24 protein-coding genes are annotated in these 19219 nt (G+C 65.1%); 14 read left to right on the plus strand and 10 right to left on the minus strand.

Features of this window, described 5'->3' with window-relative positions:
* Nucleotides 1-3 precede the first annotated feature (3 nt).
* From FQ746_RS17065 to FQ746_RS17110, 10 genes are all read right to left on the minus strand, one after another.
* A complete protein-coding gene (locus FQ746_RS17065; RefSeq protein WP_144110552.1) occupies nucleotides 4-735 on the minus strand; it encodes a MotA/TolQ/ExbB proton channel family protein in 732 nt (243 codons plus the stop codon).
* 33 nt (nucleotides 736-768) lie between these two features.
* On the minus strand, nucleotides 769-1506 hold the full coding sequence (locus FQ746_RS17070; RefSeq protein ID WP_144110553.1) for an energy transducer TonB: 738 nt from the start codon (nucleotides 1504-1506) through the stop codon (nucleotides 769-771).
* A gap of 265 nt (nucleotides 1507-1771) precedes the next feature.
* Complete coding sequence (locus FQ746_RS17075; protein ID WP_144110554.1) at nucleotides 1772-2008, minus strand: bacterioferritin-associated ferredoxin; 237 nt, start codon at nucleotides 2006-2008, stop codon at nucleotides 1772-1774.
* A gap of 205 nt (nucleotides 2009-2213) precedes the next feature.
* Nucleotides 2214-3101: a glutamate racemase gene (gene murI, locus FQ746_RS17080; RefSeq protein ID WP_144110555.1), complete on the minus strand. Its 888-nt coding sequence runs from the start codon at nucleotides 3099-3101 to the stop codon at nucleotides 2214-2216.
* A gap of 100 nt (nucleotides 3102-3201) precedes the next feature.
* A complete protein-coding gene (bfr, locus tag FQ746_RS17085) occupies nucleotides 3202-3681 on the minus strand; it encodes a bacterioferritin (RefSeq protein ID WP_144110556.1) in 480 nt (159 codons plus the stop codon).
* A gap of 203 nt (nucleotides 3682-3884) precedes the next feature.
* On the minus strand, nucleotides 3885-5408 hold the full coding sequence (locus tag FQ746_RS17090; RefSeq protein ID WP_144110557.1) for a fumarate hydratase: 1524 nt from the start codon (nucleotides 5406-5408) through the stop codon (nucleotides 3885-3887).
* Between the two features lie 51 nt (nucleotides 5409-5459).
* Nucleotides 5460-6068, minus strand: a complete 609-nt coding sequence (locus FQ746_RS17095; protein ID WP_144110558.1) for a TIGR00645 family protein — start codon at nucleotides 6066-6068, stop codon at nucleotides 5460-5462.
* 243 nt (nucleotides 6069-6311) lie between these two features.
* Nucleotides 6312-7199 carry a DMT family transporter gene (locus FQ746_RS17100; RefSeq protein ID WP_144110559.1) on the minus strand — a complete coding sequence of 296 codons (888 nt, stop codon included), beginning with the start codon at nucleotides 7197-7199 and terminating at the stop codon, nucleotides 6312-6314.
* Nucleotides 7200-7439: 240 nt separating this feature from the next.
* Nucleotides 7440-7808, minus strand: coding sequence for a hypothetical protein (locus FQ746_RS17105; protein WP_144110560.1), 369 nt, complete (start codon nucleotides 7806-7808; stop codon nucleotides 7440-7442).
* Nucleotides 7809-7981: 173 nt separating this feature from the next.
* Nucleotides 7982-8287, minus strand: coding sequence for a ribbon-helix-helix domain-containing protein (locus tag FQ746_RS17110; protein WP_260854086.1), 306 nt, complete (start codon nucleotides 8285-8287; stop codon nucleotides 7982-7984).
* Nucleotides 8288-8711: 424 nt separating this feature from the next.
* Between FQ746_RS17110 and sctC the strand changes: the two genes are divergently transcribed.
* The 14 genes from sctC (at nucleotide 8712) to FQ746_RS17180 (ending at nucleotide 19218) form a co-directional block, all read left to right on the plus strand.
* Complete coding sequence (gene sctC, locus FQ746_RS17115; RefSeq protein ID WP_144110561.1) at nucleotides 8712-11093, plus strand: type III secretion system outer membrane ring subunit SctC; 2382 nt, start codon at nucleotides 8712-8714, stop codon at nucleotides 11091-11093.
* Nucleotides 11083-12189 (plus strand): hypothetical protein, encoded by a 1107-nt coding sequence (locus FQ746_RS17120; protein ID WP_144110562.1) that lies wholly within the window; start codon nucleotides 11083-11085, stop codon nucleotides 12187-12189. Before sctC ends, FQ746_RS17120 begins: the two co-directional genes overlap by 11 nt.
* A complete protein-coding gene (locus tag FQ746_RS17125) occupies nucleotides 12167-12445 on the plus strand; it encodes a hypothetical protein (protein WP_144110563.1) in 279 nt (92 codons plus the stop codon). Before FQ746_RS17120 ends, FQ746_RS17125 begins: the two co-directional genes overlap by 23 nt.
* Complete coding sequence (locus FQ746_RS17130; RefSeq protein ID WP_144110564.1) at nucleotides 12442-12762, plus strand: hypothetical protein; 321 nt, start codon at nucleotides 12442-12444, stop codon at nucleotides 12760-12762. Before FQ746_RS17125 ends, FQ746_RS17130 begins: the two co-directional genes overlap by 4 nt.
* Before the next feature lie 67 nt (nucleotides 12763-12829).
* Nucleotides 12830-13345, plus strand: coding sequence for a hypothetical protein (locus FQ746_RS17135; RefSeq protein ID WP_144110565.1), 516 nt, complete (start codon nucleotides 12830-12832; stop codon nucleotides 13343-13345).
* 1 nt (nucleotide 13346) lies between these two features.
* Complete coding sequence (locus tag FQ746_RS17140; protein WP_144110566.1) at nucleotides 13347-13697, plus strand: acyl carrier protein; 351 nt, start codon at nucleotides 13347-13349, stop codon at nucleotides 13695-13697.
* A complete protein-coding gene (gene sctJ, locus FQ746_RS17145) occupies nucleotides 13697-14545 on the plus strand; it encodes a type III secretion system inner membrane ring lipoprotein SctJ (protein ID WP_144110567.1) in 849 nt (282 codons plus the stop codon). The genes FQ746_RS17140 and sctJ overlap by 1 nt, the downstream gene beginning before the upstream one ends.
* Nucleotides 14542-15117, plus strand: a complete 576-nt coding sequence (locus FQ746_RS17150) for a hypothetical protein (protein WP_144110568.1) — start codon at nucleotides 14542-14544, stop codon at nucleotides 15115-15117. The genes sctJ and FQ746_RS17150 overlap by 4 nt, the downstream gene beginning before the upstream one ends.
* Nucleotides 15111-15836 (plus strand): FliH/SctL family protein, encoded by a 726-nt coding sequence (locus FQ746_RS17155; protein ID WP_144110569.1) that lies wholly within the window; start codon nucleotides 15111-15113, stop codon nucleotides 15834-15836. The genes FQ746_RS17150 and FQ746_RS17155 overlap by 7 nt, the downstream gene beginning before the upstream one ends.
* Nucleotides 15833-16804, plus strand: coding sequence for a FliM/FliN family flagellar motor switch protein (locus FQ746_RS17160; RefSeq protein WP_144110570.1), 972 nt, complete (start codon nucleotides 15833-15835; stop codon nucleotides 16802-16804). The genes FQ746_RS17155 and FQ746_RS17160 overlap by 4 nt, the downstream gene beginning before the upstream one ends.
* Nucleotides 16801-17484 carry an EscR/YscR/HrcR family type III secretion system export apparatus protein gene (locus FQ746_RS17165; protein ID WP_144110571.1) on the plus strand — a complete coding sequence of 228 codons (684 nt, stop codon included), beginning with the start codon at nucleotides 16801-16803 and terminating at the stop codon, nucleotides 17482-17484. Before FQ746_RS17160 ends, FQ746_RS17165 begins: the two co-directional genes overlap by 4 nt.
* Nucleotides 17481-17756 (plus strand): type III secretion system export apparatus subunit SctS, encoded by a 276-nt coding sequence (sctS, locus tag FQ746_RS17170; RefSeq protein WP_144110572.1) that lies wholly within the window; start codon nucleotides 17481-17483, stop codon nucleotides 17754-17756. Before FQ746_RS17165 ends, sctS begins: the two co-directional genes overlap by 4 nt.
* Before the next feature lie 2 nt (nucleotides 17757-17758).
* Nucleotides 17759-18481 (plus strand): EscT/YscT/HrcT family type III secretion system export apparatus protein, encoded by a 723-nt coding sequence (locus FQ746_RS17175; protein WP_144110573.1) that lies wholly within the window; start codon nucleotides 17759-17761, stop codon nucleotides 18479-18481.
* Nucleotides 18478-19218, plus strand: a complete 741-nt coding sequence (locus FQ746_RS17180; RefSeq protein WP_144110574.1) for an EscU/YscU/HrcU family type III secretion system export apparatus switch protein — start codon at nucleotides 18478-18480, stop codon at nucleotides 19216-19218. The genes FQ746_RS17175 and FQ746_RS17180 overlap by 4 nt, the downstream gene beginning before the upstream one ends.
* Nucleotide 19219 lies beyond the last annotated feature (1 nt).

Genomic DNA, 19219 nt, shown 5'->3' on the forward strand with positions numbered 1-19219 from the left:
GAATCAGTTGGCGCGCGAAGCGAGACGCAGACCGTCGCCGCGTTTGGACGACGACAGCCGGGCGCCCGTCACGAAGAAGGCATGCAGACCGTGCGCGAAGCGGCTCAGCTTCGCCACGATGCTCTTGTTGGCGCGCGTCAGCGCGTTGTAGCCGAGCACCGCCGGAATCGCGACGAACAGACCGAACGCGGTCATGATCAGCGCTTCGCCGACCGGACCGGCCACCTGGTCGATCGACGACTGGCCGCTTGCGCCAATCGCCAGCAGCGCGTGATAAATGCCCCACACCGTACCGAACAGACCGACGAACGGTGCCGTGCTGCCGATCGACGCGAGAATGGCGAGGCCGCTCTGCATGCGGGCGACGCTGTCGTCCACGGTGTCTTTCAGGCAGCGGGTGACCCAGTCGGACACGTCCATGCGATCGTGCAGATGCGGTTGCGTCTGGTGATGATGGTCCGCCGCTTCCTGACCCGACAAGGCGAGCGCGAGGAACGGGTTGTCGAGCGGCTTCGACGACTCGGCGCCGAGTTTCTTGATGCCGTCGGCGAGATCGTCCGAATGCCAGAACGCCTGCTCGGCGTTCTTCGTGAGCCGCTTGAGCCGCATCACGTTCCAGCCTTTGATGACGATCACGCTCCACGACATGACCGACATGATCAACAACGCCAGTGCGATACCGCGCGTGACGAAATCTCCTTGCGCCCACACGTGCGCCAATCCGTAGTTCTGCATTGCAATTCCCTTTATGAAATCTGCTTCAATCGTTCAATCGTCGAGATTGAAGTCGTAAGGCTGGGTGTAAGCGGCCCGAACCGGCTGGCCGTTCTCGAGATAAGGTTTGCAGGCGCTGCCACGTACGGCGGCGAGCGCGGCGTCGTCGAGACGGCTGAAACCGCTGCTTTTCTTCAGTTCGATGTCTTCGAGTTTGCCCGTCAGACCCACCACGAAACGCACATACGCGGTGCCGGTTTCGCCGCGACGCCTGGAGAGCGTCGGGTAATCCGGTTTGGCGATGCTGCAGTCGAGGTGCGAGACGTTTTTCGGTGCGGTGATCTGCATCGTTTCACGACCGATCGCCGGTGCCGCCTGTGCGGTAGGCGCGGCAGGGGCAGCGGGTGCCGGAGGCGTCGGAGCGGGCGAGGCGATTGGCGTAGGCGAGGGCGCCGCGGCTTGCGGCAACGGCGTGGGGGTCGGCTTCGGCGTAGGCGTCGGCTTGGGCTGGACCTTCGGCTTGGTGTGAACAGGCGGCGTGGGCTTGGGTGGCGGCGGCTCGATCGACTGCACGGCAGCCGGCGCGGCGACGGGCGCCGGCGGCAACAGTTCCGCGCTCATCACCTGCGACTCGAGTTGCGGCTGAACCGGCGCGTGACGCACGCTCAGCAGCACCGCGAGCAGCGCGACATGAATGGCCATGACCGCGGCAGTCGCGGTCAGGGTGCGGGGGTTCAGTCGGGTGGACGAAGCCGGCATGACACCGGCTGAAACGGTAGGCGAAGCCGGCATATTAACGGGTTGGCGCGCTGGTCAGGCGGCGCGTCGGGCAGGACATCGTCATGTTCGGAAGATCAGTAACGAAATACACAAAGTAGTCACGAAGCCAATCAGCAATTCCATCTCGAACTCCTTTTTAACGGGTGAGCGGGCTAGCTGGCTGTAGGCATCCTGGCTTGCTGACGGTAGTGGACTGAGCGCCTGGAAGCAGCGCGTTGAAAGCAGGGCGATGAAAGCACCCGCGGCGCGGCGGGCGCCGAACCGCGAAGCGCCGGCTTCAGGCGGCCTTGCGTTCGTAAAACGTCAGCGGAACGGCCTGCGCATAATGTTCGACACCGCAGCGGCTCGCACAGACACCGCTTTGCAACATCACATCGCGTACCGACTCGGCGCATTTGCCGCAACACGATGCGACACCAAGTTCGAATTGCAGTTCGTCGAAGGAGTCGACGCCATCCGCGATCGAAGCACGGATCTTTCGGTCAGAAACAGACTTGCAGACACAGACAATCATGGCAGGGCGTCATAGCTAACGTTAATGCGAATTATTATCATTTTGTTTGTGTCGTTTGGCAAGCACCCTGACTGATTTTTTGTAACAAAACCAGCCTCTTAGGAGGGTTTCACAGGGGTGTGGCAGTACCCGCGGAGCTTCGGAGATTGCCGTGGAACCGGCGGAAAAGCCCGTTGTACAAGGCTTGTAAGGTTTGGGTACCGTTTTATGCGGCTTGGGAATCCGGCGTGGCGGTTCGCCGCGAAGGGATCACGACGTGATCGACCGTCGCGTGAAGATTGAGCAGCGTGGCCGTGAGTTGTTGCTGATGGCTGCCGTCGCCGGTCGAAAAAAAGCGCGGCGGAACAGGTGCGTCGCCGGAGGAGGCGGCACGCAGACCATGCTGGTCGAGTACGCGCTCGAGTTGCCGCGCAATCGCGATACTGGTGTCGATCAGGGTCAGCCGGTCGCCGACGATGTCGCGAATCGCCGCATCGAGAAACGGGTAGTGCGTGCAGCCGAGCACGAGCGTGTCGGCGCCGGCGTCGAGCATGGGTTCCAGATAACCGCGCAACAGCGCGCGCAATTCCGCCGAGCCCACGTCGCAGCGCTCGACCGCCTGCACGAGTCCATGACCCGGCTGACAGAGGAAGCGGCAATCCGCTGCATAGCGTTCGAGCAATCCCTGAAAGCGGGCGCTGCGCAACGTGACCTGCGTGGCGAGAACGCCGGCAACACGGGTTTTCGACTGGAGGGCGGCCGGCTTGATGCCGGGCTCCACGCCGACCAGCGGAATGGGCAGCGTGTCGCGCACTAGCGCGATGGACTGCGCGGTCGCCGTATTGCACGCGACCACGAGCGCCTTGGCGCCTTGCTGATAAAGCCACTTGCAGATCGCGACGGTGCGATCGCAGATGAAGTCGTCGTCGCGTTCGCCGTACGGCGCGTATCGCGAGTCGGCCACGTAGACGAGTGCTTCGCCGGGCATTTGCGCGCGGACCGCCCGCAACACCGACAGGCCGCCGAGCCCCGAATCGAAAATACCGACCGGCGCGCGCGAGGCGACGCCCGACAGGTCGATGCGGACACTCGAAGACGGCGATTCAGCTGACATGGACGGGAAGGACTCGCGCGGCACGGCGCGGGAGCCGGAAGCAGAAGGTGCGAAAGTATATCGCCCACGCCGGGGAGTGGGCGCATTCCGGCCGGTGCGATCAGCCTTCGATCGGGCCCATTGCCGTTTGCTGGTAGTTCTGGATACCGAGCTTGTCGATCAGGTCGAGTTGGGTTTCGAGCCAGTCGATATGTTCTTCGGTGTCGTCGAGAATCTTCACGAAGATTTCGCGCGAGATGAAATCGCGCACCGACTCGCAATACACGATCGCTTCTTTACAGGTGCTCTGCGAAATCTGTTCGAGCTTCAGATCGCATTCGAGAACTTCTTTGGTCTCCTCGCCAATCAGCAGCTTGTGCAGGTCTTGCAGATTCGGCAGACCGTCGAGCATGAACACGCGCTGGATCAGCCAGTCGGCATGCTTCATTTCGCCGATCGATTCATCGTACTCATGCTTGCCGAGCTTTTCGAGGCCCCAATGCTTGTACATGCGCGCATGCAGGAAGTACTGGTTGATGGCCGTGAGCTCGTTCTTCAGTTGAGCATTCAGGTATTCGATGACTTTCTTATCGCCTTGCATGATGATTCCTTATTGGGGATTTCAATTTCCCAGAACGATAAACGCCGAAGCGCCAAAAGCCAAGCCATAAATTCAGTTTTTAGCTTGATTTCCAAGGGTTTTTCGTGTGATGCGTACCGTTCTCATTCCACAATAAAAAAGCCGGGGTTTCGAGGCCCCGGCTTATTTTTCCCGTCGCTGATTTAAGCGCTTGTCAATACCGATCAGACCGTCGCGACAGGAATTTTGCCGATCTTTGCTTGCCATTCCTTCGGACCGGTTTGATGCACCGACGTGCCGTTCGAATCGACCGCGACCGTCACCGGCATGTCCTGCACGTCGAACTCGTAGATCGCTTCCATGCCGAGGTCTTCGAATGCGAGCACCTTCGCGCTGCGGATCGCCTTCGACACCAGATACGCGGCGCCGCCCACGGCCATCAGATACGCGGCCTTGTGCTTCTTGATCGCTTCGATGGCGACCGGACCACGCTCGGCTTTACCGATCATCGAAATGAGACCGGTTTGAGACAGCATGGTCTCGGTGAACTTGTCCATCCGCGTGGCCGTCGTGGGACCGGCCGGACCGACCGCTTCGTCGCGCACCGGATCGACCGGACCGACGTAGTAGATCACGCGGTTCGTGAAGTCCACCGGCAGCTTTTCGCCCTTGGCCAGCATGTCGGCGATGCGTTTGTGCGCGGCGTCGCGGCCCGTCAACATCTTGCCCGACAGCAGCAGCGTCTGGCCCGGTTGCCAGCTCGCGACCTGCTCCGGCGTCAACGTGTTCAGATCGACGCGCTGACTCTTCTCGGTATCCGGTTCCCACTGCACTTTCGGCCATGCGTCGAGCGACGGCGCTTCGAGCTTCGCAACGCCCGAACCGTCCAGCGTGAAATGCGCGTGACGGGTCGCGGCGCAGTTCGGAATGATCGCGATCGGCTTGCTCGCGGCGTGCGTGGGCGCGGCCATGATTTTCACGTCGAGCACGGTCGCGAGACCGCCCAAACCCTGCGCGCCGATACCGAGTGCGTTGACCTTCTCGTGCAACTCGACGCGCAGTTCTTCGATCCAGTCCTGCGGGCCGCGTGCGATCACGTCCTGAATGTCGATCGGGTCCATCAGCGATTCCTTCGCCATCAGCATCGCTTTTTCCGCGGTGCCGCCGATGCCGATGCCGAGCATCCCCGGCGGGCACCAGCCCGCGCCCATGGTCGGCACGGTTTTCAGAATCCAGTCGACGATCGAGTCGGACGGATTCAGCATCGCGAACTTCGATTTGTTTTCCGAGCCGCCGCCCTTCGCCGCAACCTGCACGTCGACCTTGTCGCCCGGCACGATTTCGTAGTGGATGACGGCCGGCGTGTTGTCTTTCGTGTTTTTGCGCGCGCCTTCGGGCGGGCTCACGATGGACGCGCGCAGCACGTTTTCCGGATTCAGATAACCGCGCCGCACGCCTTCGTTGATCATGTCGGTCACGCCCATCGTCGCGCCTTCCCAACGCACGTCCATGCCGACCTTCACGAACACCGTGACGATGCCGGTGTCCTGGCAGATCGGGCGCTTGCCTTCGGCGCACATGCGGCTGTTGGTGAGAATCTGCGCGATGGCGTCCTTCGCGGCCGGGCTCTGTTCGAGTTCGTACGCGCGGCCGAGCGCCTGGATGTAGTCGAGCGGATGGTAATAGCTGATGTATTGCAACGAATCAGCAATGCTCTGGATCAGATCTTCCTGTTTGATGACGGTCATGGCTAGCTCTTGGGGGACATGGCGCTTTTGGGTCTGGTCGCGGGGCAGCGCTCAGTCGTGCGCCTTCAGGGGAGGGGAAGCAGTCGGGCCCGCCGCGGACTTGCCGGCAGGCTCGTGAAAATGTTCGGGATGCGTATGCGTGGTGAGGCGGTCGACCAGCGCCATCACCAGCGCCGACACCAGGAACGCCACGTGGATGATGACCTGCCACATGATCGTGTGCGTCGAGTTCTGGTCCGGGCTGATAAAGGTTTTCAGCAGATGGATGGACGAGATGCTGATGAGCGCCATCGACAGTTTGACTTTGAGCACGCCGGCATTCACGTGGTCGAGCCATTCCGGTTCGTCCGGGTGACCCTCGACGCCCAAACGCGACACGAAGGTCTCGTAGCCGCCGATGATCACCATGATCAGCAGGTTCGAGATCATCACCACGTCGATCAGGCCGAGCACGACCAGCATGATGTTGGTTTCGTCGAGCGTGAGCGACGCGGTCACCAGGTGCCAGACTTCTTTCAGGAACAGCACCACGTACACGGCCTGGGCGACGATCAGGCCCAGATAGAGCGGCACCTGCAACCAGCGGCTCATGAAGATGATGACGGGCAGCGGGCGCATCGGGCGGCGCTGACGGGGCGGGTCGGTGCGCGGAGCGGACATAGGCAGGAGTCGGATGAAACGCAGGTGACGGAATTCGGACTGCCGCCCGGCGCTTAAGCGGCCGCGATACCGGCGCGCGGTGAACGCAGATTTAGCGCGTGGGGAGCAGCGGGTTGTTTCGGGTTGTTTCGGGTCGAGCCGGGTGCGGATGGTGCGATGCGCGGCCGGATCGGCCGCCAAAGTCCACGTCGGGCGCGACATTGTACAGCGCCGCAAGACTTTGCTGCGCCGCGGCGGGCGCTGTTACGCCGGCGCCGCCTGTTTGCCCTTCAGACTCGCCAGCGCAATGCCGGCGAGCACGCAGGCGAGCGCGATGCCGTGCGCCAGCGTGGGCTGCTCGCCGAGAAAAACGATGCCGTAGAGCGCCGCGGCGACCGGCAGCACGGCGGTGAACACGCCGGCGAGGCTGCCCGGCACGTGGCGGATGCCTTTCATCCACAGCCAGAACGCGAACACGCTCGCCGACAATCCGTACCACAGCACCAGCAGCCAGACGCCCGGCGGCACGGCGCGGAAATCGAAGCCGGCGAACGCGCCCGCGCCGAACGGCAGCATCAGCAGCAGCCCGAACAGGTGGGTGTACGCGCAGATATCGAGCGGCGCGAGGGTTTGCGTGAGCCGGCGCGAGAAGATGATGTACAGCGATTCGCAGAACACGGCGCCGAGCACCATCAGATTGCCCGTGACCGAAGCCTCGTTGCGCGCACCCTGCCCGGCCTGCGCGAGATTGATAACCACCACGCCGACGATCGCGAGACCGATGGAAGCCAGCGCGCGTCCGCCCGGCCGTTCCTTGAGAATCAGCCACGACAGCAGCGCCACGACGGCGGGAATCGTGCTGGTGATCACGCCGGCCGCGACCGCGCTGGTGCGCTGGACGCCGCCGAGCATCAGCAGCGTGAAACCGAACGTACCGAACAGCGCCTGCAGGAACAGATTGAGCCATTCGCCGGGTTTGACGCGGCGCAGTTTTGCGACGCGCAACAGCGGCCACAGCACGGCCATCGCAATGACGAAACGCAGTAGCGCAAACACGGGAACGGGGATGAAGCCGACGATCGATTTGCCGATGCCGACATTGCTGCCGACCAGCAGCATCGAGGTGATGAGAAGCAGGGCGTAACGATTCAAAACGGGACGATCCGGGTAGACGTGGCAACAGGCAGCGCGGGCCGTCAGTCTACCGGAGGGTTGGGGCACGTCCAAGGCGTGTTGGGCCGGCTGCAGGTCGGTCGCGAGTCCGTTGAGTCTCACCCACGCCCCACCCACGCCCCACCCACGAGCCAGCCGCCGCAGGCGCGCCCGCCGCGTCCGGCAGGACGCGCGGTGCGGCGGCCGGCTCCTTTCAAGCTGGGCTTATCGCGTCACGCGTCAACCCGCGCCGCCTCCCGCTCCGCCGGCTTTGCCCAGCATCGACGTGAGCATGCCGAGCATCGGCCCGGCAAGTTGCATCGCTGCCGTGAGCGCGTTCTTGATCATGTCCATGATCTGGTTCAGAGCCTGGCCGCCGTCCGAACCGCCCTGTCCGCTGGCGCCAGCGCCGTCGTCGCCCGCCGTGGGCGCAGTGCCGCCGAGGCCGAGACCGTTCTGGCCGCCGCCGACGTCGTTGGCGGCCTCGGTCGAGATCATCTTGACGGTGCTGACGGAGGTGCTGTTCTGCGCATCGTTCTGAACGGGCGGCTGCAGATTGCCCGCATCGAACGGCATGCTGTTGCCGAGGCTGCTGATTGCATTCGTCATGATCGAATCCTTATGTCTTGGTGAGCCGGTATCGACTCGATTGAACAACGGAGTTGACCGGAAAATAGCGCGGCGCCGGCAGGGCCGGCCGCCGTTTTCCGGATGATTTAACGCATTGCGACGGTGATACTTGAAGTGCCTGGTTTATCGACCTCCTTTACGGTTAATTCGGATTAATTGCTGGCTAGATCCGGATCGATCATTCTCAGATCGATAGGATGCTGTTTATCGAGTAATTGCGTGACGCAAATGATTCTGACGAAGCCCGTAAAGTTGCAGATGGTTTCCTGGGTCAGATCAATTTCAAGCGCCCATCGTGAAATCAGTTTTCCTACCGTCAGCGATTCCTGGCGAGCGATTTCCTCGATGATTCGCCAGTAAACCTCTTCGAGCCTCAAACAGGTCGCTAATCCGTTGATCCGGACGGAGCGCTGTCGTGGCCTGGCAAGCTGCGGGGTGAAGTTGCAATAACGTGTCATCCGCATGCGTAGGTAGATGTCGGATTAACGGAAGGTGCCGCCTCCAGCACGGCTTTTATCCTTCCGATGCATTTCGAGATATCCGCGCATTTGCGACGTGATTCGAATGGATCTGGTCTCATTTCTGATTGAATTCAAGTGACGACCGGACAATCTTCCTCTGTGGCGCGTCAATGAGGTCATACAGATGTATGACGCCGAGCATTTGGCTCGTCGTCTTATTTTAGATATGGGATTTTTGTCAAAACAGGATGAATTAGGACGAGTCGTGTACGCGATTTTTTTGCTCGTCCGGTTTAAATCCCGGGGCGGAAGCGATTTATTCATGCCGATTTTAATTGTGATGAATAGATATGACCTTCGGCTTGAACGGCGCGGCTACATTTCAATGGCGTAATCCATGAAACGTAGCCAGGAATTGTCGATGCTTATCAATAGGCGCAGTAATTCGTCCCGAAAAAAGGCCGGCGGTGCATACCGCTCCCGGCCGCCATACGTGACCGGCAAGGTCGTGTGTCACATGGCGGGCCGGTTCGCGATGGCCTGGGCGGTGCTGCTGGTGCCCGGGGCGCAGGCGGTCACGCCGGTCTGGCACGGCGCGCCGATTCACTATGCGGCCAACGGCACGCCGTTGCCCGATGTCCTGCGCGACGTGCTGGCGGTGGAGGGGCTGGTGGCGAACATCGGCCGCGACGTGAAGGGCGTGGTCAACGGCCGGTTCGACGACACGCCGGGCAACGTCTTCACGCAACTGGTCGAAGCCTACGGTCTCGTGTGGTATTTCGACGGCCGTGCCATGCACGTGGCGACCGCGGCGGGCGTGCGCAGCCAGGTGATTCCGTTTGCGCCGATGACGCGCGAAGCCGTAGCGTCGCTGCTGCGCAACCTCGACCTCGACGATGCCCGCCTGCCGATCCGCTATTCGGCGACGACCGCGAGGGTTGCCGGTCCGTCCGCCTTCGTCGCGGCGGTCGCCGAGGCGATCGACAACGCGCAGCGGCAGAGCAGCGCGGCGCCGTCCTACGACGAAACCGAGATCCGGATTTTTCCGCTGCGCTATGCGCAAGCGCAAGACGTGCACTACGCAGTCGGGACGCGCGAACAGGTGCTGCCGGGCGTCGCTTCGTTGCTGCGCCGGGTAATGGAAGATACGTGGCAGTCGACTACGCCGCGCCCGGTGCGCTCGCGCGCCGAGCAACGCAGCGATGCCCGCGCCGCGCGCGGCGGACCGCCGCCGTTGCCGAGCCTGCGTGGGCTGGGTCTGGCGGGCGGCGGGCGGGGCGACACCGAAAGCGACGCCAACGCCGACGTGCCGCCGCTGCCGCCCGGTGCTGCGGGACTACCGGTTTCGGGCGTTGCTCCGGCCACGGCCCGTGCCGGCCGGCGCGACCCGCTCGACTCCGCCGACCTGAGCAACGCGGCCGACCCATCCGGTCGCATCGACGGACCCGGCGCAACCCCCGCACGCCGCAACATCGTGGCCGACGCCCGCACCAATTCCGTCGTGATCAACGACCTCGCGTCGATGATGCCGAACTACGAGCGGGCGATCGCCATGCTCGATCAGCCGCAGGAACTGGTCGAAATCGATGCGGTGGTGATCGACGTGTCGTCGAACGCGGCGCGCAACCTCGGCGTGCGGTGGGGCGGGGCGACCGGGCGGATCAACGGCGCGTCGGGCATCACCAACGCGCCGCTGAGTTTCGGCCTGCCCGCGCTGGTCACGGCGCCTGGCCTTGCGGCCGGGCTGAATCTGGCGACGCTCGTGGGCAACTCGGCGCAATACCTGTTCGCGCAGATCCATGCGCTGGAGGAGGCGGGCCAGGCGCGCGTGCTGTCGAGTCCGCAGGTGCTCACGCTGAACAACACGGAGGCGGTGCTGACCTCGACCAGCTCGGTGTACGTGCGCGTCGCCGGCAATCAGGACGTCGACCTGTTCAACATCGACACGGGCCTCACGCTGAAGGTGACGCCCAGCGTCGAATCGGCGGGCGACGCGCGGCGCAATATCCGGCTCAACATCCAGATCGAGGACGGCGCGTTCAATTCGTCGATGTCGGTCGACGGCATTCCGCGGGTCGACAACCATTCGATCGTCACCCAGGCGATCGTGCGCGATGGCGAGAGTCTGCTGGTCGGCGGCTATCAATACGAGCGCAGTGAAAACACCACCTCGAAGGTGCCGGTGCTCGGCGACGTGCCGTACCTCGGTGCGCTGTTCCGCGATACCCGCACGAGCCGCGAACGGCTGGAGCGGCTGATTCTGATTACCCCGCGGCTCAAGCGGATGCCGGCCGACAACGGGGCGACGCTCGCGGCGCCGTCGGGGTCGTCGATGGATGCGGGCGTTGCACGGGCGATGGCGGCGGGTCCGGCCGCGTCTGGTGCGGTGGCCGCGCTGGCTTTCGCGGCGCAGCCGCTGGAGCTAGCGCAGGCGCCGAGCGCGGCGCCGACTCGGGCACTCACTCCGGCATCGACTCCGGTGGTGAGTACGGCGACAACACCGGCGTCAACGCAGACACTGACCGCGGCACCAACTTCGGCGACAAATCCGCCGACAAACCCGGCGATCAATCCGGCGATCAATCCGGCGATCAATTTGTCCCCCACACCGGCGCCAACTCGTGCCTCGAACCCCGGCATGCCGCCATCGGTCGCCGCCGCGCTGCAATCGCTGGCGCCACGCGCTGCACCATCTGCGCCTGCGTCTCCCGCGCCGATGCAGATGCCGCCGCCAATCCCCACGCCGCGCTCCGCGCTCGACCCCGTCGCGCAATTGCCGTGGGAGCGCCGTCATGACCGCTAACGCATACATCGTCGTGACCGGCGGCTTGCATGCCGGCGCGAGCGTCGCCCTGCCGGCCGACCGGCCGCTGCAGATCGGCAGCGGTAACGAAGCCGACCTGATGGTGCTCGACGAAGGCGTCGAGCCGCTGCACGCCACCGTCCAGCTACACGGCGCGGCGCTCTCGCTCGTTGCCCGGCAGCCGCGCGTGACGGTATTCGGCCGGCCGTTGCCGCCGGGGCGGCGCGTGCTGCTGCAACACGGCGCGTGGTTTTCAGCCGGCACGGCGGCCTTCCGTTTCGGCGGCCGCGATGCCGCCAACCCGTCCAGCGTCACCGCCAGCGCTACCGCCGCCGAGCGCGCCTATCTGCTACGGCATGCGCCGCTCGCGTACTGCGCGAAGCGCTGGCACGCCGCTACGCCGGCCACCAAAGCAACGGTGTTCGCCGCACCGCTCGCCTTCGCGCTGCTCGCCTGGCTGGCGGCGCATCCGGTCGCCGACACACCGCATCCCGCGCCGGTCGACGCACGGTTCCGGCTGGTGACGCAGCGTGCCGACCCGAAGTCGGGCGCGCTCGTCTACGAAGGTTATGTGCAGTCTCCCGCCGATCTGGCCGCGCTCACCGCGCAAGCCTGGTCGCGCCAACGCGCCCCGGTGATGCACGTGGTGGTGCTCGCGCAACTGCAGGACCAACTCGGCGACTTCCTCGCGCGCTACTACCGCGGCGCGCAGTTGCGGCCCGCCGCGGCCGGTTCGTTCGACGCGCTGTTGCCGGGCGCGCAAGGCTTTCTCTCGCCCGAATCGTGGGACTACGCGCGCGTCGCCAAGGAAGCGCAGCGCGAACTCGACGGACTTCGCGAACTCGGTTTTCCGGGCCACGCGCAGTCGGGCACCAAGGTCCGCGTGCCGCTCGAAGCGCTCGGCATGAACCTGCTGGCGAGCCATCACGTGGTCTGGCTCACCGACGCGCAAGGCGTGCGCTATTTCGCCGGCGCGCGTCTGCCCGGCGGGCGCATCACGCGAATCTCGGCATGCGTGGCGGAGCTCACGCGCGACGACGGTTCGATCTACGAATTTTTTACGAGTACCCCTCATGGCCCGGACACCTGCCGCTAAAAGCACGCTTGGCGCGTGCGCCGATCTGCCGCTCGAGGCGCGCCTCGCCGAAGCCGGCGGAGCAGGGCGAGAGGCGATCGCGCGGCAACTGACGCAGGAGATCGGTTGCCTCAGCAGCGCGCTGCCGACCACGGCGCCGGCGCTGCGCAAAGAAATAGTTTTGCTTGTCGAGTGTTTGCGCGCGGCTCGGCAAGTGGTGGAACGAAGTGCCAACTTCACAAACGCGAGCGACAACCTTAAGGAAAACCAGTCATGACTCAAGTCAACAACACGATGTCCCCGAATCCGGCAGCCACGGGCGTCACCGGAGGCGGCGGTTCGACCGTCGGCGCGAACGGCGGCATCTCGGCCCAGAAGGTCGCCGAAGTGCTGGCGAAGATTCTCGAGAAGCAGAACAAGGACTTCGACAGCAAGCTCGGCCAGGCCGAGGGCGCCAACGACAAGCAGCAGAACACCGCGATGATGAAAGTGCAGCAGGCCATGGGCTCGGTCAACGCCACGCAGAGCGTGGCGACGGCCTGCATCCAGGGCTTGACCGACGCGCAGAAGGAAACCGCGCGCGCTTCGCATTAACGCTCCTTTAAACCACCTTTTCTGATCGGGACGAAGACGCCTCACGGCGTCTTCGGAGTCATTGCAGATGCAGGACGACACTTTGGAACTGCTGATTTCGATCGGCCACTACGCGCGGGTTTATCGACGCTTCGACGAGGCGCGCTATCTGTTCGAGCGGCTGGCCTTGCTGTATCCGCGGCGCGCTTTTCCGCATCTCGGCCTCGGCCTCGTGGAACTCGATCGCGCGCATTACCGGGCGGCTTCGCTGCTGTTCGGCCGCGCGGTCGAGGTCGCGCCCGACAGTGCGCTGGCGCGTGCGTGGCTCGGCGTGTGCCAGGTGCTCGAAGGCCACTACGCGCTCGGCGTGCGCACGCTGCAGACAGTGACCGACGCCGGCGGCGCCGACGAGGAACCCGGCGCGGCGTCGATGGCGGCGGCGTTTCTGAATCTGCCCGAATGCGCGCCTTACGTGCGTGCCCCCCGTGCCCCTCTTGCTCCCCAAGCCCTTGATGCCGCGGGCGTTGCGTGTCCCGAAGACGGCACGCCGCGCGCGAGCGCTCTCTCAACCATTGAACGACTGACCATTCGAGGCGGGCATTGATATGTTGCCAACCCCTGTTTCAGCCATGCCGGCACCAGCCGCCGCGTGGTCCCCATTGCCCGTTGCGCCGATCCAGCCTGGCCCGGGCAGCCTCGGCGGCCAACCCGGCGCCACGACCGAGCAAGGCCCCGTGCTGATCGAACGTCTGCTGGCGCGCGCGCAGGACGTCGAGGACGCGTCGACCCAAAAGCTGACGACGCATCTGGATCAACTCGATTCCGGCCGCATGTCGACCTCGGACATGCTGCGTCTGCAGGCCGACATGGGTGCTTTTTCGATGCAGGTGCAGATGACCGTACGCGTCGCCGACGAGACCGGCCGCGCCATCCAGACGCTGTCGCAGCGAAGCTGATGCGCCGCGCCCTGATCCTGCTGCCGGTGCTGCTGCTCCTCGCCGGCTGCAAAACCTCGCTGTTCGAAGGTCTGGACGAGGACCAGGCGAACCGCATCGTCGCGGCGCTGAGTCATCACGGCATCGAAGGCTACAAGGAACGCAATCCGGACCGCACTTGGAGCGTGTCGGTCGACGACGCCGACGCGGTCGTCGCGACCGAACTGGCGAGCGCCTATGCGCTGCCGCGCGGCGGCCACGCGAATCTCGGCGAACTGTTCAGCCGTCAGGGGCTGATCTCGAGTCCCGAAGAAGATCGCATCCGCTACGTGTACGGCCTGTCGCAGGAGATCTCCGAGACGCTCGAAAAAATGGACGGCGTGCTGCTGGCGCGCGTGCATATCGTGTTGCCCGAAAAGGACCCGATGGACGCCTCGCACGACACGCTGCCGTCGGCCTCCGTGATGATGCGCTACCGCAGCGACTACAACTTCGAACCGATGCGCGAGCGGATTCGCGCGCTGGTCGCCGGCGGTGTCGAAGGGCTGACGCCCGCGCGCGTCTCGCTGACGCTGGTCGCCGTCACGCCGGTGCTGAGTTTTCCGGGACGTTGCGGCGACGGTCGCGATATCGCCAGCGCAGCCGGCGGCGTCGCCGCGACGACCTGCGCGGACGACCCGCGGCAGGCGCCCTCGCGCGTCACCGTGATGCTCGGCGTGCTGGCCCTGCTGGTGCTGCTGACAAGCGGCTTCGTCTGGTTGTGGCGCTCCGGCATCCGCTCGTGGTTCGGCCCGAAAGCGCCGCCGCGCGAACCGGCCGGCGGCCAGCGGCGTTCGACCCCGGCGAAGCGTAGCGGGGGTGACGCATGAAACACGCGTACACCTGCGCGCCGGCTTACTGGGCGCATCACAGCTGGCTCGAACACGGCCAGCCGATTCGCGACGAACGGCGCGCGCGTCACGCGCACGCGTTTCTGTTCGGCCACTATCCGCAACTCATTCAGGTGGCGCTCGCCGACGTGCCGCCGTCGCTGCCGATCTGGCCCAGACCGGCGTGCGCGCGGCTATGCCGCATCGTCGCCGCGCTGGCGTTCGCGTCGTCGTTGCGGCGCGTGGTGGCCGCGTCGTCGCGCGCCGAGTTTGCGATCGGCGTCGCGCCGCGTCTGCTCGGTGCGATCCAGCGGCATCCGCGGGCGGCTTTGGGCGATCTGAAAGTCGAGCCCGCGCCGTCGCTGTTCAGCCGGCGCGACATGACCGCGGCCGGGCTGGCGCTGGCGCTCGCGGCGGTCGCCGACTCGCGTTACGCCTTCTGGTGGAGCCTGCGTTTGCCGCGCGAGATGGCGCAAGCCGCGGAGCGCTATCGCGTGCACGACCTGTCCGCTGCCGCGGCGCGCGAACTGGTCGCCGATGCGCGCCGTTTGATGGAGGCCGAGCCATGCTGATCTGTCGGCTGGGCGACTGGCATATCGAATCGGACGGCCATCTGAGCGCGCACGAACTCGCGGCGCTCGACGGACTGCGCGCCATCGACGCGGGCCGCGCGGCAGAGACGGCTGAGGAGCGCCGCCGTCTCGGCACCGAGGTACGCGCCTTGAAGCGGCGCGCCTGGCGGCACGGCCATGCGGCCGGCACGGCGGCGGCGCTGCGCGAGCACGCCGGGCAGATGGCCGCGGCGGCGTTCATCGCGCATCGGCTGGAAGACCGTCTCATGCAGATCGTGCTGGCGGCGGTGCACGACATCGTCGGCGAGTTGCCGCCGTCGGCGGCGCTGACCCAGCAGTTGCTGCGCTCGATCAGCGTGTCGCAATCGCAGCGGCTGATCTCGGTGCGCGTCGCGCCGGGCGTGTTCGAGGCGGCGCGCGGTCTGATCGCCGCCGTCGAGGCGGAGCTCGATACGCCGCTCTGTACCGTGCTCGCCGATGCCGGATTGCCGGCGTATTCGTGCGTGATCGAAACCGAATCGGGCGTGATCGACGGCGGCCTGCAAGTGCAGTTGCGCGAACTGGAGCGCGGCATGCGCGACGGCGTCGCCGCGGTACTGCGCGCGTACGGTTTCCCCGATGCCGGCGGCGAAACGCCGCTGGAGACGATGGAGCGCGGCGTGCGCGAAGCCTTGGCGGCGTTGACGAATGCGGCGTCGCTCGCCGGAGACACGCCATGACGCTCTGGTCCGATATGGAAACCGTCGCGCTCGCGGACGTCGAGCGAATTAACCTTGCCATCCGTCACTTCGGCAGCCCGCTTACGGTGAGCGTCGGCATGGAGCGTTACACGCTGCAATTCGAGCCGTGTCGCGAGCGTTACACATGCCAGATCTCAGGCCTCGCCGCCAACGCGCCGTTCAGCGCCGGTTGCGATGCGGGCGCGCTGCTGCCGGAACTCGCGCGCGAGGTGCTCGACGCCCGCGGCGACGCGGCGCTGCTTCATCTCGCCGACGCGCTCGGCGACTACCTGTGCGCGCTCGAAGGGCTGTTCGGTTTCACGCTCGAAGCCGACGCGCTCGCTTTCGACGCGCCGGTGGAGCGGGGCGCTTACGGCATCGCCGTGACGCATGACGGGAGCGGCCGCGCCGCGCACTTCTCGTTGCGCAGCGCCGCGGTGGATGCGTGGCTCCAGCAACGCTCGCCCGCCCGCACGTCGCCCCGCGCTCTGCTGAAACGTCTCTACGTGCGCCTGCCGGTTTGTCTGCCAGGCCCCGCGTTCTCGCTGCCGCGGTTGCGCAAGATCGCCGTGGGCGACGCCCTGCTGTTCGATCGTGATTCGTGTTACCTGCGCGTGCCGCTGCGAATGAGCGCGTGCCGCATCCTGCTCAACCTCTCCAAGGAATCCACCGTGATAGACCATGTCCTGCCCGATGACACCCCGCCCGTCGAAGTCACCAGCGAACTGCTGCCGATCGACGCCCTGACGTTCGCCTTCGAAGCCGTGCTCGGCACACTGTCGCTGTCGGTGGCCGAACTCGCGCATCTGCGCGCAGGCTCGATCGTCGCGTTCCGTCTGCCGGCGCGCGAGCGCACCGTCACGCTGTTGTGTCAGGGCATTCCGTTCGCACGCGGCGAGCTGATCGATATCGACGGCGCGCTCGGCGTGCGCATTACGCGTCTGACGCATCAGGATCTGCCGGCATGAGCGCGCAATTCGATCCGTTGCAGGTCGTCAGCGTATTTTTCATGCTCGGCCTGCTGCCGCTCGCGGTGGTGATGACGACGTCGTTCACGAAGTTCAGCATCGTCCTGACGTTGCTGCGCTCCGCGCTCGGCGTGCAGCAGGCGCCGAGCAATCTGGTGATCTCCGGCCTCGCGCTCGCCGCGACGCTGGTGGTCATGGCGCCGACGATCGCAAAGATCGAAGCCGCGCTCGACGCCGGCCGCGACGATGTCGCGGCACTCGCCAACGGCGGAAACTCAGGCGCGGCCGCGGCCAGCCTGCCGCGTCCCGCCGAAATCGTGCAGGCGGTGCGCGGCCCGCTCGGCGAATTCATGCTGCAGCACTCGCGGCCCGACGAGCGGCAGTTCCTCGTCTCCGCCGCGAAACGGATCGACCCGCAGCGCGACGCGCGCGAAACCGACCTCGCGTTGCTGATTCCCGCGTTTCTGATCAGCGAAATATCGAGCGGGTTCGAAGCCGGGTTTCTGTTGTACATCGCGTTTCTGGTCGTGGACCTGGTGGTCGCCAACGTGCTGAGCGCGATGGGCATGATGATGCTGTCGCCGAGCACGGTGTCCATTCCGTTGAAGCTCTTCATGCTCGTCTCGGTGTCGGGCATCTCGAAGCTCATGCATGGGCTGATCGTCAGCTATGTCAAATGAACGGACTGCCGTCTCTCGCCACCTTGTCCAGCGACGCGTTGCTGCTGGTGTTCTGGTTGTCGCTGCCCGCACTCGCGGTGGCCACTGCGGTCGGTCTGCTGGTCGGGCTGTTGCAGTCGATCACGCAGATTCAGGATCAAAGCTTGCCGTACGGCGCGAAGATCATCTGCGTGGGCATCGTGCTGATCGTCACCGCACCGTGGGCCAGCCGCGAAATCGCACGCTTTCTCGCGCATGTGTTCACCTATATCGCCGCCGGGCGTCTGCACTGAAGATGGATCACCTCGACTACCTCGAAGGCCTGACCTTCTGCACGATCCGGCCGGCCATCGCGTTGTTCATGCTGCCGTTCGGGCAAAGCGGGTCGCTCGGCATCGCGTTGCGCGTGCCGCTCATGCTCGCGCTCGCCATGTTGCCGGGGCAGATGGGCTGGCCGCCCAATCTGCTCCCGGCGATGCTGGTCGAACTCGCCACTGGCGCCGTGCTCGGCATTCTGCTCGGCACGATCTTTCATGCGGCCGCGGCGGCGGGCGCGATGCTCGATCTGCAAGGCGGCTACAACAGCGCCGCAATGTACGACCCGCATTTCCAGGAGGAAGCGGCACTGTACGAAACCATGTTCCTGCAATTCGCGGCGTTGGCGCTGTTCACCGGTCCTGGCTTGCCGCTGCTGTTCGGCTTCTTCGCGGATGCGTGGGTGCTGTGGCCGCCGGGGCATTTGCGCGGCGATCTGGTCGAGGTGTTCCGCCGTCTCGCGCAACGCGATCTGGCCGACTCGCTGAACGAAGGCGTGCGGGTCGCGGCGCCGCTGCTCGGGCTGATGCTGCTCGTCGACATCGCGTTCGGGCTGATGTCGCGGCATGCGAAAAAGCTCAACCCGTTCGCGACCGCGCGCACCGTGAAGGCGGCGATCCTGACGTTCGGCGCGGTGCTGAGCGTGCCGCCGCTCTTCAGGCAGTTGCATATCGTGTTCGACCACGTCATTCATCTGCGATGAGCAACAAGAGCGAAGCGCCAACCCCCAAACGCATTCGCCGTGCGCGCGACGACGGCGAGATTACCAAGAGCACACATCTGACGGTGGCGTTCAGCGGGCTGTGCTGGTGGCTGTATCTGTTCATCGAGGCGCCGCATCTGTTCGCGCTCGGCAGCCAGTTGATCGTGCGGGTGACGACGCTCGACGGCGCGCTCGCGTTCCGCGACCGGCTCGCGTCGACGGGCGAGGCATTGACCGTATTCCTGCTGCCCGTGTTGAGCGCGCTCGGCGTGGGCGCGCTCGCAGCGGTGCTGCCCGAAGCGATGCAAACGCGCGGCCTGCTGGCGATGAAACGCGTGATGCCGGACCTCAAGCGCGTGAACCCGATCAACGGCCTGAAGCAGTTGTTCAGCTTGCGGCTGGTGTGGGACATCGCGCTCACGCTGATGCAGTTCGCGGTGCTGCTGTTTCTGTTCGTGCAGGCGTTGACGGTCTGGTTGCGGCAACTCGACACCTCGTGGACGTTTTCCCTGCCGGTCCATCTCGGCTACACCGCGATCTCGCATTCGCATCTGCTGGCGTGGACGGTCGCCTCGCAGGTGGTGCCGGGTGTCGCCGACTATCTCATCCAGCGCTTCTTGTGGCTGCGCGGCCTGCGCATGGACAAGAGCGAAATCAAACGCGAATACCGCGACGACGAAGGCGACCCCTATGTCAAAAGCCGTCGGCGCTCGCTTCATCGGGAGCTAGGTCAATAAG

The organism is Paraburkholderia sp. BCC1886, from assembly GCF_900996245.1.
GTDB lineage: Bacteria > Pseudomonadota > Gammaproteobacteria > Burkholderiales > Burkholderiaceae > Paraburkholderia.